The 15,286-nt window shown below is 46.0% G+C and carries 16 protein-coding genes; 8 read left to right on the forward strand and 8 right to left on the reverse strand.

Annotated features, from left to right (window positions below; genetic code table 11):
- The 3 genes from OU793_RS17710 to OU793_RS17720 all read left to right on the forward strand — a co-directional run.
- A partial coding sequence (locus OU793_RS17710; RefSeq protein ID WP_274647814.1) for an ABC transporter permease occupies positions 1-1,063 on the forward strand: 1,063 nt, incomplete at its 5' end.
- A 2-nt stretch (positions 1,064-1,065) separates the two neighbouring features.
- Positions 1,066-2,349 (forward strand): ABC transporter permease, encoded by a 1,284-nt coding sequence (locus tag OU793_RS17715; RefSeq protein WP_021484932.1) that lies wholly within the window; start codon positions 1,066-1,068, stop codon positions 2,347-2,349.
- A 22-nt stretch (positions 2,350-2,371) separates the two neighbouring features.
- Complete coding sequence (locus OU793_RS17720; protein ID WP_079855931.1) at positions 2,372-3,091, forward strand: ABC transporter ATP-binding protein; 720 nt, start codon at positions 2,372-2,374, stop codon at positions 3,089-3,091.
- A 120-nt stretch (positions 3,092-3,211) separates the two neighbouring features.
- Here OU793_RS17720 and OU793_RS17725 read toward each other — a convergent pair whose 3' ends face one another.
- Entirely contained in the window at positions 3,212-3,736 is a 525-nt protein-coding gene (locus OU793_RS17725) for a cysteine hydrolase family protein (protein ID WP_140103520.1), read from the reverse strand.
- A 110-nt stretch (positions 3,737-3,846) separates the two neighbouring features.
- On the opposite strand from OU793_RS17725, the gene OU793_RS17730 reads away from it, so the two are divergent.
- The 3 genes from OU793_RS17730 to OU793_RS17740 all read left to right on the forward strand — a co-directional run bounded on the left by OU793_RS17730 (position 3,847) and on the right by OU793_RS17740 (position 7,122).
- Positions 3,847-4,761: a GlxA family transcriptional regulator gene (locus OU793_RS17730; RefSeq protein ID WP_274647815.1), complete on the forward strand. Its 915-nt coding sequence runs from the start codon at positions 3,847-3,849 to the stop codon at positions 4,759-4,761.
- Positions 4,762-5,088: 327 nt separating this feature from the next.
- Positions 5,089-6,063: a DUF1852 domain-containing protein gene (locus OU793_RS17735; RefSeq protein WP_140103522.1), complete on the forward strand. Its 975-nt coding sequence runs from the start codon at positions 5,089-5,091 to the stop codon at positions 6,061-6,063.
- 30 nt (positions 6,064-6,093) lie between these two features.
- Positions 6,094-7,122, forward strand: a complete 1,029-nt coding sequence (locus OU793_RS17740) for a methionine synthase (protein WP_140103523.1) — start codon at positions 6,094-6,096, stop codon at positions 7,120-7,122.
- Positions 7,123-7,210: 88 nt separating this feature from the next.
- Here the strand turns inward: OU793_RS17740 and OU793_RS17745 are convergent, their stop codons facing one another.
- On the reverse strand, positions 7,211-8,230 hold the full coding sequence (locus OU793_RS17745) for a DUF2955 domain-containing protein (RefSeq protein ID WP_140103524.1): 1,020 nt from the start codon (positions 8,228-8,230) through the stop codon (positions 7,211-7,213).
- A 9-nt stretch (positions 8,231-8,239) separates the two neighbouring features.
- Complete coding sequence (locus OU793_RS17750) at positions 8,240-9,304, reverse strand: HlyD family secretion protein (RefSeq protein WP_140103525.1); 1,065 nt, start codon at positions 9,302-9,304, stop codon at positions 8,240-8,242.
- A 99-nt stretch (positions 9,305-9,403) separates the two neighbouring features.
- Here OU793_RS17750 and OU793_RS17755 point away from each other — a divergent pair, with 99 nt between their 5' ends.
- Both OU793_RS17755 and OU793_RS17760 read left to right on the forward strand, forming a co-directional pair.
- Complete coding sequence (locus OU793_RS17755; protein WP_159404055.1) at positions 9,404-10,264, forward strand: LysR family transcriptional regulator; 861 nt, start codon at positions 9,404-9,406, stop codon at positions 10,262-10,264.
- A gap of 149 nt (positions 10,265-10,413) precedes the next feature.
- Positions 10,414-10,956 (forward strand): hydrolase, encoded by a 543-nt coding sequence (locus tag OU793_RS17760; protein ID WP_029808663.1) that lies wholly within the window; start codon positions 10,414-10,416, stop codon positions 10,954-10,956.
- A 39-nt stretch (positions 10,957-10,995) separates the two neighbouring features.
- On the opposite strand, the gene OU793_RS17765 is transcribed toward OU793_RS17760, so the two are convergent.
- From OU793_RS17765 to OU793_RS17785, 5 genes are all read right to left on the reverse strand, one after another.
- On the reverse strand, positions 10,996-11,892 hold the full coding sequence (locus OU793_RS17765; RefSeq protein WP_140103527.1) for a 1-aminocyclopropane-1-carboxylate deaminase/D-cysteine desulfhydrase: 897 nt from the start codon (positions 11,890-11,892) through the stop codon (positions 10,996-10,998).
- A gap of 101 nt (positions 11,893-11,993) precedes the next feature.
- Positions 11,994-13,295, reverse strand: coding sequence for a HAMP domain-containing sensor histidine kinase (locus OU793_RS17770; RefSeq protein ID WP_140103528.1), 1,302 nt, complete (start codon positions 13,293-13,295; stop codon positions 11,994-11,996).
- Positions 13,292-13,969, reverse strand: coding sequence for a response regulator transcription factor (locus OU793_RS17775; RefSeq protein WP_005457963.1), 678 nt, complete (start codon positions 13,967-13,969; stop codon positions 13,292-13,294). Before OU793_RS17775 ends, OU793_RS17770 begins: the two co-directional genes overlap by 4 nt.
- 451 nt (positions 13,970-14,420) lie before the next feature.
- A complete protein-coding gene (locus OU793_RS17780) occupies positions 14,421-14,684 on the reverse strand; it encodes a regulator of ribonuclease activity A (RefSeq protein ID WP_159404056.1) in 264 nt (87 codons plus the stop codon).
- Positions 14,685-15,056: 372 nt separating this feature from the next.
- The gene (locus OU793_RS17785) at positions 15,057-15,284 is read right to left on the reverse strand and encodes a hypothetical protein (protein WP_159404057.1); all 228 of its coding nucleotides are present in this window, start codon (positions 15,282-15,284) and stop codon (positions 15,057-15,059) included.
- Positions 15,285-15,286 lie beyond the last annotated feature (2 nt).

Here is a 15,286-nt window from a genome sequence, read left to right on the forward strand (position 1 = left end):
TTCATTTATGATCAACAATGTGCAAGTGGTGTTTCCGTCGAGTACCAGTAAACCGTGGCAAGGGTTACCTTCAAGACGACAAATTGATATTCCACAAGAAAAAGTCGACATGATCAAACAGTCGGGCTTCGTGCAACAGGCGTCGAGCGTTTACGCCAAATGGGATGCGAATATCACCAATCTCAAAGGACAGAACTTATCGAGTACGGTTAGCGGTATTGATACGTCTTACTTTCCTTTAATGCAACGCAAGCTGCAATCCGGTTCGAGAAACCTGTCACCAAGTGATATGGACAACCACACTCGCGTGGCGGTGTTAGGCGATCAAATTGCGCAAATGGGCGGAATCCAAATCGGGGATAGGCTCAAAGTCAACGGCATTCCGTTTTTGGTGATTGGGATAACCGTCGGTGAGGACACTGGCATTTCATTCGGCGATAGCCGCACGGTTTTCATTCCTCAAACAACGTACCGCGATTTGTGGGATGCGAAACCTTGGATGGTATTGATGAAGCCGAGAGACGGGATGGATGCACCGTCGTTTCGACAAAATATCGTGAACTTTTTCGCCAAGCAGCTTCATTTTGACCCAAGTGATAAAGATGCGGTCGAATTACCCGATTTTAGTGAAGGTGCGGCGGTCATCAGTGGAATTTTGCGTGGCATTCAGATTTTTCTCGGAGCGAGTGGCGCGATGACCATGGCGGTCGGTGCGCTTGGCGTTGCCAACATCATGTTTTTATCTGTCACGGAGCGCACGCGTGAAATCGGTGTGCGTTTGGCGATCGGGGCGACTCAAAAATCCATACTCAGTCAGTTTATTCTTGAAGGGCTTATTTTGGTAGCTGTGGGCACGGCATTAGGTCTGATGTTTTCGTATGCAGTGGTGTCTGTCCTAAGCAGCATGGCATTACCGGAATGGATTGGTTTGCCTGTGATCACGCCAGATTCCATTGCTTGGTCTTTACTTGTGACACTTATCTTGGCATTGATGGCATCGTATTTCCCAGCAAGGCGAGCATCGCGTCTCACGCCAGTCATTGCTTTGAGTGCGAGGGCCTAGTCATGTTGTTACCGATGAGACAAATTTTCCAAGAAATGGCCGCAGAAAAGCTGAGATTGGGTTTGACTATTCTGGCTGTAGCGTGGGCGACCCTCTGTATTGCTGCTATGTTGGCGGTAGGTGAGGGTATTCGTCAGGGCGTATTGAAAACCGCACAAAATGGTAACGGCAACTTGATTTATTTGACCGGAGGGATGGCCACCGTCGACCATGGTGCTTTTCACCAAGGTAAATTTCTGACATTAAAAATGGACGATTCAGAGGTCGTTCGAGCGTTACCCGATGTAAAAAGTGTTGCGCCAACTGCGAAGTGGAAAGAGCGCATCACCGTTGGTGACAGAAGCTCGTGGCAAGAGCCCTTAGCGGTCACGAGCGAGTTTCAATCCATGACTAATTTGGTGCCGATGGCGGGGGGACGATGGTTAAATCCACTCGATCAAAAAGAGACGCGCAAAGTCGTTGTACTGGGTTATGAACTGGCAGCCGACTTATTCAACCCGAATGAGGACTTTAGTTGGTTTGCGACAGTCACATTGCAAGTCAACCCTGTGGGGAAAAAGGTAAAAATCGGCAATGAGGAGTTCACCGTTGTGGGCGTATTGGAGAAAAACAGCGCCCAAATAGAACAGGGGGATCTTATCAACTATTCCAGCTTTGTGCCGTTAGCGACGTGGAAGCGATTTCATGTCAACGGTGAAATTGGTGGCATCAATGTGCAACCACAAGCCGATGTAGACCGAGAAGCCTTAGCAAAGACGATCAGGCAAGTGATTGCCCGTAAACACGGGGCAAGTGTCAGTGATGAACAGGTCGTCCAAGTCGATGATATGTTCCTTAAGCAAAAGAGTATGCAGCAGTTTCTGATAGGTTTGCAGAGTTTTCTTGGCATTATCGGCTTCGTGACGTTAGCTGTTGCTGGCGTCGGCATTGCCAATGTGATGTATGCCACCGTAAAGCGATCTACGCGTGATATCGGTGTGCGCATGGCAGTCGGTGCAACCCCAACGGCTATTCGCATGCACTATTTAGTGCAGTCTTTATTGACAATGATGATGGGGGGCGCGCTTGGCTTAGGCGTGACGTACGCGCTGGTGTCTGCCATCAGTTCCATTCCTTTAGAGGGCAATGCTTTTTATGAACAACTGGGTAAACCTGTCCCTGAGTTGTCGTGGGTCGTTGTCGCGATTGTCATCCTCACCTTAGTGATCATTGGTGTGGCATCTGCATGGTTACCTGCAAACCGAGCCGCAAAAGTCAGCCCGTTGGAGGCGCTACAAAGTGAATAACAACAATAACTCTGGAAAGAACATGTCGAACAAGCCGCTTGTTGAGCTGACCAACATCTGTAAATACTACTCAAGCGGGGAGGCGGAAGTTCGCGCGCTAGACGGCGTTGACTTAACCATTAATCAAGGCGAGTTTCTTTCGATTCTTGGCCCGTCCGGTTCAGGCAAATCAACGTTGATGAACATGCTCGGCTGTTTAGATAAGCCCACCGATGGCGAGTACCAACTTGGCGGCCAAAACGTCGCAAGTTTAAGTGCGAATGAGCTGGCTGGCATTCGTAACCAAAAGATCGGATTTGTCTTCCAAAGCTTTAACTTATTGGAATACGCGACGGCGCTTGATAACGTGGCACTGCCGTTGGTTTACTCTGGTATCAAAGCCAAAGAACGTCGCCAGCGCGCAGCTAAATTGCTAGAGCAAGTCGGGCTAGGGGATCGTTTAGACCATAAACCAAACCAGCTTTCTGGCGGTCAAAAACAGAGGGTCGCGATTGCAAGAGCCTTGGTCAACGATCCGCAAATCATCTTAGCGGATGAACCAACGGGGGCATTGGATTCAAAATCCGGCGCAGAGATTGAAGCCTTGTTCAATCAACTTCACGCTGAAGGCAGAACATTGATCATCGTGACGCACGATAACGCCCTCGCAGAACGCACCAAGCGCATCATCACTATCAAAGATGGCAAGGTGATTTCGGATAGAGCGCCGGTAGAGAAGGAGAACGCAATTTCTCACTGCTAAGCTAAATAAGATCGATGATTTGAATTTGGGCAGCTATGGATGCTGATACCATAACTGCCTAAGTTCGATTGGTATGAGAGCTAACGGGCGAATGATACCGGTTAATTTTTTGTTGGGCGTTTATTTTGAAAGTACGTCGGAAGAAGCTAATAGAGGTACTCGAATAGATACCGCACTTAAAGCAATGTTATGAATCATTTGATCGGTCGTCGTACAACAATCTTCAATAATGGAAACGTTGTATTTTTCCGCTGCTTTTGAAATTGCCGTATGTGTCACGCAATTTTGCGTCATCATTCCGCAGATCAACAACTCATCTACGCCGTTCCTTTCTAGTGCTTGTTCGAGGTCCGTTTGATAAAAACTGTCAGCGTGCTGTTTTTGAATGATCTCGGCGTCAGGACATATTGAGATGATGTCGGGATGAATCTCCACACCAACACTGCCTTCCTCAAAGAAAGGCGCTTTCCCTTTAGGGGCCGAAGATACATGTTGAACAAGGAATATCGGGATATCTTGTGCTTTGGCTTTCGCCATCAACTTCTTAATGTTGTCCAGAGTGGTCTCGGTATTCCACAAAGGAAATCGGCCATTCGGGAAATAGTCGTTTTGTATATCGATTACAAGTAATGCGCTGTTGCTCATGTTCAATTCCTGCTGATTTTGGTTCACGTCTTGCCAAATTATGAGTAACTTGCTGCATTATTTTTAGAGTCTAAAATGACATAAAAGAAGTCAAAAACGACAAATTAAAGATGATCAAAATAACGATTGGAATCTGCAAGTATCCCTCAGTATTGAAGTCGGCAGTTTATGGCTTTGAAGAGATGTTTTTACTGGCCAACAGAATATGTAAGGAACAGAACATTGAGGTTGTGTTTGAGCCGATTTTAATTCCGCATACAGACCTAACAGAAGAACGACTAACGGTTGTTTTCCTGCCACCTGCGTCACTTGATAATTACTATTTAGCTCCTGATGAAGCGTTGATTCGATGGCTTAAAGCGCACTACTCACAAGGGGCGGTGTTATCTTCTGCATGTGCAGGAGTATTCATTCTTGCCGCAACCAATTTGATCGATTCGAGAGAGGTCACAACCCATTGGGCATTGGCGGAAACATTCTCCCAAGCCTTTCCTAGCATTGCGCTGGATAGCAATAAGATATTGATCAATCACGGTGACATAGTAACGGCGGGTGGGATGATGTCATGGTTAGACCTTGGCTTTGAGCTGATCGCGAAATACGCTTCGCCGGGTGTTGTGCGTCAGCTTGGAAAAACGCTGGTTATTGATACCGCTCAGCGAGCGCAAAGCTACTACCAACAGTTTCATCCATCGTTTTCTCACGGTGATTATGCGATTGTTTCCATTCAACAAATCATGCATCAGCGCTATGCAGAGCCTTTGTCCATAAAGCGGTTAGCAAAACAAGCCAACCTTACTGAACGCACGATGCAACGACGATTTTTGAAAGCGACAGGATACAACCCTAATCAATACTTGCAGCGTCTTAGAATTCAGAGCGCATGTGATTTGTTAGAAAGCACACAGCATTCCTTTGGTTCTATAAGCCATCAAGTTGGTTACGAGGATACGAGCGCATGTAGGAAGGTTTTCATAAACGTCATTGGTTTAACTCCGCGAGAGTTTAGAAAACGATTTGCTTGAGTCTTGTTTGAATATGTAGAGCAACTCGGTGAAGTTGCGAGTTTCAAGTGAAACCGCAAAGAATGGAAGTATGCGTAGGTCCATTTCTCTAGTCATGAATTTCTTTCATGTTCAAAGTGAAACAATACCAATATTATTCAACTCGTGAAGCAAGTATAAAAAACGGACAGCTCTGGTGTTAGGCACTGCGACTACCGTTTTTAGTACGAACTGTTCGTCGTGAACGCTGCGTAACCTAACGATTGGGAAAACCAAAAACAAAAATATCCCCATGTACAGAGTTAGGAAAAGTCTGCTTTATCTAAGGAAATAGGATACCAACTCACGATGAATAACGATTTCACATTTGCTATCAAAAGCATTCGTTTTGATGAGAATTACCAACCATCAGACAACACGCGAATCACTACCAACTTCGCTAATCTGGCTCGCGGAAACTACCGCCGAGAGAATCTGCGCAATGCACTCCGAATGATCGACAATCGTTTTAATGCGTTGGCACATTGGGATAATGCGCAAGGTGACCGCTACTCAATAGAGCTTGAAATCATCTCTGTTGATATGGATATCCAAGGCAGTGGCGAAGCCTTCCCATCGATTGAAGTGCTTAAAACCAACATTGTTGACCACAACACTAACGAGCGCATCGAAGGCATTGTGGGCAACAACTTCTCTTCATACGTTCGTGATTACGACTTTAGCGTTTTGCTGTTGGACCACAACAAAAACCAGCCACGTTTCAGCATCCCAGCTAACTTCGGTGATTTGCATGGCAAACTGTTCAAAGCTTTCGTTAATTCTGAGTCTTACAAACAGCATTTCAAAAAGCTGCCTGTGATTTGTTTGAGCGTATCGGACAACAAAGTATACCGACGCACCGAAAATCAACATCCTGTTTTGGGCTTTGAATATCAGCCGAACGAATCTTCGTTGACGGAGCAGTACTTCAAAAAGATGGGCTTACAGGTGCGCTACTTTATGCCACCAAACAGTGTCGCACCATTAGCATTCTATTTCTTCGGTGACTTGCTGAACGACTACTCAAACCTAGAGCTTATCAGCACGATAAGCACGATGGAGACATTCCAGAAGATTTACCGACCTGAGATTTACAATGCCAACGCGGTTGCCGGTAATTGCTACCAGCCAAACCTAAAAAACCTAGACCACTCGCTAACTCAAATCGTTTACGACCGAGAAGAGCGCAGTCGACTGGCGATTGAACAAGGGAAATTTGCCGAGGAGCATTTCATCAAACCTTATCAATCTGTGCTTGAACAATGGTCTGCAAGCTACGCGTAATCTATAACGAGAATCTAGAAAGGAATGACGATGAAAACACTATTACCGACTTCAACGGCTGGCAGCTTACCGAAACCTTCTTGGCTGGCCGAACCAGAAAAACTTTGGTCACCGTGGAAACTGCAAGGTGAAGAACTGATTGATGGCAAACGCGATGCGCTACGTATCGCTTTGCAAGAACAAGAACTGGCAGGCGTTGATATCGTCAGTGATGGCGAGCAAACTCGCCAACATTTTGTGACGACCTTTATTGAGCATTTAAGCGGCGTAGATTTTGAAAACCGTAAAACGGTGACCATTCGTAACCGTTATGAAGCAAGTGTGCCGACGGTGGTTGGCCCCGTAAGCCGCACAAAGCCCGTGTTTGTTGAAGATGCCAAGTTCTTGCGTCAGCAAACTAAGCAACCTATCAAGTGGGCGTTGCCGGGCCCTATGACGATGATCGACACGCTTTATGATGATCATTACGGTAGCCGTGAGAAGCTGGCTTGGGAATTTGCGAAGATCCTCAATCAAGAAGCGAAAGAGCTTGAAGCGGCAGGTGTCGACATTATCCAATTTGATGAGCCTGCGTTCAATGTGTTCTTCGATGATGTGAACGAGTGGGGCATTGCATGTTTAGAGCGTGCGATTGAAGGGCTGAAATGTGAAACGGCGGTGCACATCTGCTATGGCTACGGCATCAAAGCAAACACGGATTGGAAGCAAACGCTAGGCACTGAATGGCGACAATACGAAGAAGTATTTCCGAAATTGCAGCAGTCTAATATCGATATTATCTCGCTCGAATGTCATAACTCACGAGTGCCTATTGAGTTGCTTGAGTTGATTCGCGGTAAGAAAGTGATGGTTGGTGCGATTGACGTTGCAATCAACGAAATTGAAACGCCAGAAGAAGTGGCGAACACACTGCGAGAGGCATTGAAGTACGTTGATGCCGACAAACTTTACCCATGTACCAATTGCGGTATGGCGCCTTTGTCTCGTGAAGTATCAACCGCTAAGCTCAATGCGCTAAGTGCAGGCGCAGAGATTATTCGTAAAGAGCTTTCTGTTTAAGTTATTCAAAAATTTCCCCCTTAGATAAACAAAAAAACCAAGAGCTCGGTTCTTGGTTTTTTCTTAAAACAGACGCTGTAAGTTCGCGCTAGTTCATTTCTAGCTGTCGAACTTCGGGATGCTTTAGCAACATCACACGTATCCAGTGATGCACTACCCACATCACCATAGCGGTGAGCAGAACCGCAACGAAAATCGAGCTGAAACGGTACAAGATCGAAAAGAACGCGTCTTTTTGTTCTGGCACCAATGAGGTCGTCAGCGGAACCGATAGGGCAGACATGGCAGAAAACGCGATAGCCGCTTTAATTTGCCCCTTGGTGAGCCACAAGCAGAATGGCCCCATTGCAATGGTAAAGGCGAGCCAAAAGAGTAGGCCATGTCCATACCAACTGCCCAATATCAGCTGAACGGCCATCCCCGCGATGCAGCCTAATGCGGTGCCGATGATGCGAATTTTTGCCATGGCGAGCGAGCCCGCTAAAGTCATTGGAGTTAGGATGATCAAAATGGAGGCTTGCGCGGATAGCGAGTCATATAAGTCCGCCACTTGGAATACGATAAATGCCGCCATCGCCACCACCCAACCCATGGCAACTTGGCTGATGTAGTCAATATCGCTTTTCACTGGGGTCGACATCTCAATGTGCTCGGCGGGGGATTTTGGCTCCGGGAACAACCAATACGCGAATGCGCAAACAAAAATATTGCTGAACGCCATCACCCACATGTTGACGTTGAACTCTTCAATATCCATGAAGTTATAGCTGGCAAAGTTCAACACAATTGAACCCACCAACAGCCCCATGTAACCAAACAAATAGGTTTTCTGGTTCATCATTGCAATGCACTTGAACAGCATCATGATCCCGACGGCAATGGTCATTAATGTTGGATGAAACTGCAAGTATTCCAGCAAAAATGTGGCTTGTATGGTTGTCCACACCGCAGAGAAAAACACGATCAATAGAGCCGAAAGATTAAAGTTGTCCATTCTGCCCAATATAAACAGCGGCATCATGATGGCAAAAAATCCGTAAGACCAACCGAAGACCATGCTTAGCGCAAGCCCTAAAGAGCAGCCGAACCAAATTCGTAAGGTTTTCATTGTCGCCGCCTAGTAAATGAAGTGGAACCAGCTTGCGAGGTGAATCTGTGCTTGCGCCATCCACTGCCAGAAAATGTTGTTGTCTGGGTACAAAACAATGGTAGCGCGAGAGCCGACAAACAGTGCTGGTGGTAACTCTTCGCTGCTGGTTAGGTTCACTCGTGTGCGCTGCGCATCGCGTACCCAGCGGTTGTTCACTTCCACTTTGGTTAGTGCGCCATTAGGCGTTTGTTGTGCGGCTGCTACACCGTAATCGCGGCTAGCTAAATCAAAGTCGTACACCGAACCTGGGTTGGCATCAAATGTGACCAAGGCGTGATAAGTCTTGTCTACGTTCGCGACGGATTTTTCACGAAAATCAGCGGCAACCCAAAGTGAACCGGTTGGTACAAACGTCAGCAATGGCATGTTGGTGTTTGCCATCGTGCCCACTTCTAATTGCAGGTTCGTGACCACACCGTCGCTTGGAGCGAGTACCGCGGTGTTCGCCAAATCCAGTTGCGCCTTTTCGATGCCATTCTTGGCAATTCGGACGGCGGTGCTTTGGCCTTTTTGCGCACCTAATTGCGCCTCGATCACTTTTAAGTTTTGTCGTTCCGCTTTAAGAGCCGCGCGTGATACCTGATTTTGGGCAAAGGCATTGTCGAGCGTTGATTGAGAGATGACTTTCTGTTTCGATAGCGTCAGTAAGCGGTCGTATTCGCGGTGCGCATTATCAAATGTCGCTTGTGCGCGGGCAATATTCGCTAGCGCTGCTTCACGTTGCGAATACAGCGTTGCTTCTTTTTCATAAGCGGATTGCAGAGACAGCTTCGCCTGTTCAAGTGCTATCTTGTATTTGCGCTCATCAATCGTGAATAGTACATCACCTTTTTGAACGGACTGATTGTTCTCGATGAGAACGTCGGTCACTTTGCCGGATACCTCGGGCGCGACTTGCACCACGTATCCTTGTACTCTGCCTTCAGTTGTCAAAGGGGCGTGGCGGTCGGCAATGATAATGTACAAAAATAGTACGATGAACAGGACAATCAAAGTTCGCATCCAGTGTTTGAATTTTTGGTCAGCCGTCATTACAAGTTCCGTTAAACATATTGGGTAACGGATTATAGAGAAGTCGGTCACAATTAAGTAGAATGATAATATGAACATAGGCGACCTAAAAATAGGACAATGAACGTTAGTTTTGATGATATCTACCTATTCACTCAGACGGTGGTTCACGGTGGTATAAGTGCAGCGGCTGAGGCGAATCAACTGCAACGCTCAAAAGTGAGCCGTCGGCTGCAAGAATTAGAGAAATCGCTCGGGGTACAACTGTTGATCCGTACTACGCGCAGCATTGAGTTAACGGAGCACGGAAAACGCTTGTTTGAGCTGGTGGGCCAGCCTATTGATCATATTCAGCAAGGTTTAAATGCCATGCACGAATATCAGCAAGATCTGACCGGCAAGGTGCGTTTAGCCATTCCTTCTGCATTGATGAGCTCTGCTGCGTTTAACGCGATCATTACCGAGTATACAACGCGGTATCCGGAGATTTCGGTCGAGATTGAAAACCATCAAGAGAGTGTCGATCTCAAGCGTCAATCGTTTGATTTGCAGCTTCTTCCGAGCGTGGTCAAAGTCACCGACGACAGCTATGTGCAGTTCAGTCTATTGTCTTATCGTAGTCACTTTGTCGCATCAAAAGCGTATTTAGAATCGCATCCGCCAGTAAAAACGGTGGAAGATCTTAAGCAGCATCGCCTTTTAACTAACCGTTACAATGCCGATTTGCTCGATTCAGAGCTTCATGTGGCGTTACGATCGGACGACCTCAATTTACTGCGTTCGATGGCGATAGCAGGCAACGGCATCGCGTTTATTCCACAAATTCATTCCAAGCCGGCACTGCGAGATGGTTTGTTGGTCGAGGTGCTGCCTCAATTTGCGCATCCGAAGCAGCATCTTACTCTGATTTATCCCTCGGCCTTATTTCTGCCCAATAAAGTCAAAGCCTTGATTGAGCTAATTCGAGAGAAATTCAAATAGTCAGTTCAAACCACCTTACCTAAGGGCAAATGTGTGAGCGAAGGTCATCTTTCTAGGTTTTATTGCTCTAACATGAAAGGGTTCTGATACATTAACTGTTGCTCAACTTGTTGGGTATGGTTTGTGGTCGCACAAGATAGGAGATGGAAATGTTATCGAAAGGAAACACGGGCCTGATTGTGGTGGATGTTCAGGGCAAACTCGCTACATTAATGCATGAAAGCGACGCACTGATTGAAAATATCACGAAACTGGTAAAGGGTGCCAAAGCACTAGATTTGCCTATTCTGTGGCTAGAACAGAATCCAGAAAGGTTGGGCCCAACCGCGGAGCCGATTCGTGAAGTGCTTGAAAGCACGCATTTACCTATTACCAAGTACACGTTTGATGGTTGCAAAGAGGCGACGTTTAAGGTCGCGGTGGAGAACGCGAAAGTGGATACCTGGTTGGTTTGCGGTATTGAATCCCACATTTGTGTCTATCAAACCGCGGTTTCTCTGCGCCAGTCCGGTTATCGCGTTGAATTAGTCACGGATTGTGTATCTTCCCGAACCGCTGCCAATAAAGCGCTCGCTCTTGCGAAGTTAACCGCTAACGGTGTGGTGCTCACTGGGCTAGAAATGTGTTTGTATGAAATCGTCGAAGATTGCCGAGCACCTGAATTCAAAGAAATTCTGGCGCTCATCAAATAGTGTAATCACTGGAATCAACAACAACTTTATCTGAACACGCTATTCAAATTCTCGTTGATATCTTGGCAACATCGACTCGTTGCCAAGTAACCCGCCTTGGTGAATATAAATCACCGTTTTATCTGTGTTCTCTTCCAACCAAGGGGTGAGGCATTGCCACATATACGGGTCGTATAACAGGTCAAATTCGAGGTCGGTTTGCTCAAAGAGCGCGTTCCATGTGATGTAATCTTCTTCGTACAAGCGACCAAAATGGTGTTTGTTGCGCACGGTTAAAATGGTTGGGTGGCTGTTTTCACCGAGCTGGTTGAACTGCTCAGTTAAGTAATCTGCATTGCCTACGCAAGGGCAAGTTAGCACTTCTATGCCGTGTGGGCTTAAATGTTTATGAAGATATAAAGCGGTCGTGCCAGTGCCTGATGGCAGGGCGACGGTAAACTGTTCTTTACCTCTCAATCGCGTCCAATCAAGAATTTCTCGTGCTAACTGTTTGATGCCAGCTTCAGCGAGGTGGGAACGTCCACCCTCAGGAATAAGCAATGTCGACTCATCTAATCTTCGTACCTGGTGGATGTATTCACTAGGGTGGAGTTCGCTACCGATGTCTTGCATGGCAGTGATTTTCATACCCAAATCGAGAGCGCCGCGATAGTTTCCGATGGGGGAGCTTTTTAGCCAAGATGGAATGTGATGAACATAAAACTCAAATGCCCAACCTTTAATCTGGGCGAGAGCCGCTAGCGAGTACATGGCATTAGATTGAGCGGAGCCAAAGCTTATTAACGCGGTGATGTCGGGATTTTGCTCTTCCATTAACGTCATAAACTTACGTGCTTTGTTCCCAGAAAAGTGGGAGTGGAGCATGTCGTCACGTTTAAGGAAAAATTTGCGCCCATTAAAGCTATGTTGGGTGATAGGACTTTCTGAGAGTTTCATGTCGATGCTGACGGAATAAACCGTGTCACCTTTGCCATTTAAAAAGGTGGCATAGTGTACCCGTTATTGAATGAAGATCAAAAGTATCGAGATCTTGTGTTCTACATTTCTTCGTCTTGCGACTCGCCATCAGTTACCTCGGTTGAAAGATCGATAGTAGCCACGCAGCCGTCATTTGGATGTGTATCAATAGTGAATTGCCAGCCATAGCGTCGGCATAAATCATCCACAATCATGAGCCCCAAACCATGACCTTCGGCATCAGGCACGGAAGAGAAGCCTTCGCCTTCATCTCTCACCGACAGTGTGGTATCGGTCATGGTGATATGAATCGTTCCCGCTGGCGTGGCTGCAATGCCGTTGCGAATTAAGTTACTCAACGTAATGTTAAGCACTGCAGTGGTCGCTTTGGTTTGCGGATGGCCCAATATCTGTACATTAAATTCCAACGACTTTTCATCGGCTTGCGCTTGGCTAAGAGCAACGATGTTGTGAAGCTCTTGCTCTGAGATGGTTCGAACGGGGCTGTCGTCGGTGTTGCGTTCATATCGCACCAAACCCAACAAAGCATCAACCATGGTCGACATCTGCTGAGTAGCATCTTGAATACGGCCAATCTGACGCTCTTGAAACGGCGTGCTTGGGCTTCTGGCTAGCAGGCTGCTCGAGCCTTTCATTACCGTTAGTGGCGTTCTCAGCTCATGACTGGCATATCGCGCAAAAGCTTGCTCACGTTTGATCACCTGATTGATTTGGCTACGATATTCATTGAGCTGAGAGGCTAACGTTTGGAACTCTTTGGCTGAACCTTCAGGCACGATGAATTTTTGGGATGTATCGCCTTGATGTTGGTCTAGCTGCACCTTGAGTGCGCTGACTGGCTCAATCAAACGTTGCGATAGGCGCAGTAAAAGGCTGCCAAAAATTAGGATAAGCGCCGTTACCACCGCTAGTACCATTACGATGACATAAACAAACTCGGTTGAGGTGATTTCGATTTCATCAATGAGTGAAATCAGAATGATGGGGTGCTCTTCGCCATTTTGGTTAAAAGTGCTCATGTAAATCATTCTGGTGTTCGGCTCTTGACCGACTTCACCGAGAAAGTACTGCTTGTCTTGCAAAAAAGGCTTGTAGATAGGCGGGATCAGATTGATGTCATTGTACGCCGTTGTCAGCAGATCGAGCTTGATCATTCCGTCGCCAGGATGACGCCTAAAATGCTCAATCGCTTCTTTCTTGTCGATCATAATACGTCGTTCACCGACGCGATCTTCCGACCACAACAACGCGCCACTAACAAGTGCGAAGCACAGCAGACCAATCACAATCGACACCAATAGGAAGAAGAGTTCGAGGCGTCCAGTTAAGCTTTGTGTGTTGTTAAATAAGCGGCGAATCATGCACCTGGCTCCAAGCGGAAGCCGACTTTAGGGATGGTTTTCAATAAATGTTCTTCAAAGGGTTTATCGAGTTGACCGCGCAGTTGATAAATGTGGCTGCGCAAAACATCATTGTTTGGCTCATTTTCTTGCCATAGGCGGAATGCGATTTCTTCACGCGTCACAACTTCGGGGGCATTTTTGACCAGCATTTCTAGAATCGTGTACGTGGTTGGATTCAACGCCAACAGCTTATCTTGACGGTAGGCTTGATGCGTTTTTTGATCGATAGACACTTCGCCATACTGGAGTTTGGTTGATGCAACCGTACCGCGGTAGCGTTTAATCAATGCAGTCATGCGTGCTTCAAGAATATCGAGATCAAACGGTTTGGTGAGGTAATCGTCGGCGCCGTGTTGGAAGCCTTTTAGCATGTCGTCTCGGCTATCAAGTGCTGTCAACATCAACACCGGAGTGTTATTACCCGCATCGCGCAGCTTGTTGCACAGTGTTAGGCCATCCATGCGCGGCAGCATGAGGTCGAGCAAAATGATGTCAAACGCATTATCCATCGCCAGCTTTAAGCCTAGCTCACCGTTGTCGGCATAATCCAGCTGCATGCCAGCACACTCAAAATAATCGAACAACATTCCCGCTATTTCACGATTATCTTCTACCAAAAGTACACGTTTCATTTATTCTTATCCAATCTCGATAAATTCGAATGTTGATCTTAACGAACATTATTCACTATAGGTGTGAAAAAGTTGTCGACAATGATTTTCTCACCTTTGTGTCGGCTTTCAATGTCTAACCTTAAATACAGTGGTACCTGTTTATTTATATCTATCAATACTGATTGAAATATAAATGGTATAGATTGGTTAGTTCTGTTAACTCCATATAAAACATGAAGATGAGCCGCGCCGAGATAATTCATACGTTTTTTCAAGATAAACCAAAATTGTCACATCCCCTATGATGAAACATACTTCTCACCATGTGAGAGGTATTGATAGGTTCAATCAGGTGCTTTTACTTTGTATTGATAATTGCCTTAAGTATATCGGAGATGATTCTCCGAATAGGAATGCTTGAATAAACACTTAAAGCTAACAATCAGAGCCAGAGCTTTCTCTCTACTCGCTAATTTGGAATCTCATTAATACCTTGAGCTTTTAACTTTGCGTACTCATGTTTCGAAATTTGACGAATACTACATTTGCAATCGTCTGTTTCTCGCATTGGGAACTCTGTCCAGTAGGGGTGATCAACAGGCAAAACTAAATCCTTGTTTTTACCATGCATAGAACAAGGCTCAGGCATTGGGCCTAATATAATTGTTAAATAAGGAAATACTCGCTTTGTTTTCTGTGCTTGTGCCAGTTTGCTGGCGTAATGTTTGTTCATGGGGACTCTCTTTATTCTCTAACGACAAGGCCAACGATTGAATTTGTAGTTTACGAAGCAGAAATCGGTTGGCTCCGCAAGCAGAAGCCTGAGTAACAAGCTCATGACTTTCTAATGCTAAAGCATACCAAATTCCCTTTTAACGACATAACAATGTCTTAGAGAAAAATGCCCTTTTTAAAAAAGGGCATAGAGGCGTAGTTAATGGCTGGATGATAGAGAAGTGTCTTTTTGCTTTGAAGAGTCAACTGCATGATTCTGAATAATCCTTAGTAGCTCAAGTACCTGCTTGGCTCCCAAGGCTGAAACGCGACAAGCTAACTCATGACTTTCAGCAGCGGTTAGGCGATGTATACTCACAACTTCCTCCCGTTATTGGGTAATTTTAGGCTGTTTGACCTGACGTGTTGCACTTAACATTTCAACGCTAGCAGACAAAGCAAAACTCAAATCATCAATATCAACGTCATGAAGATCTTTAGCATTTCTAAGTAACTGAGTCAGTACATCTAGGTTGCTGAAAGCAAACTCTTCAATATCAGCAGCATTCCAATCTGTTATCAATACTGCGCGGGCTTCTGTTTGATCTTGAATTTTCATGC

This window comes from Vibrio sp. VP6 (assembly GCF_028823755.1).
In the GTDB taxonomy this organism is placed as follows: domain Bacteria; phylum Pseudomonadota; class Gammaproteobacteria; order Enterobacterales; family Vibrionaceae; genus Vibrio; species Vibrio parahaemolyticus.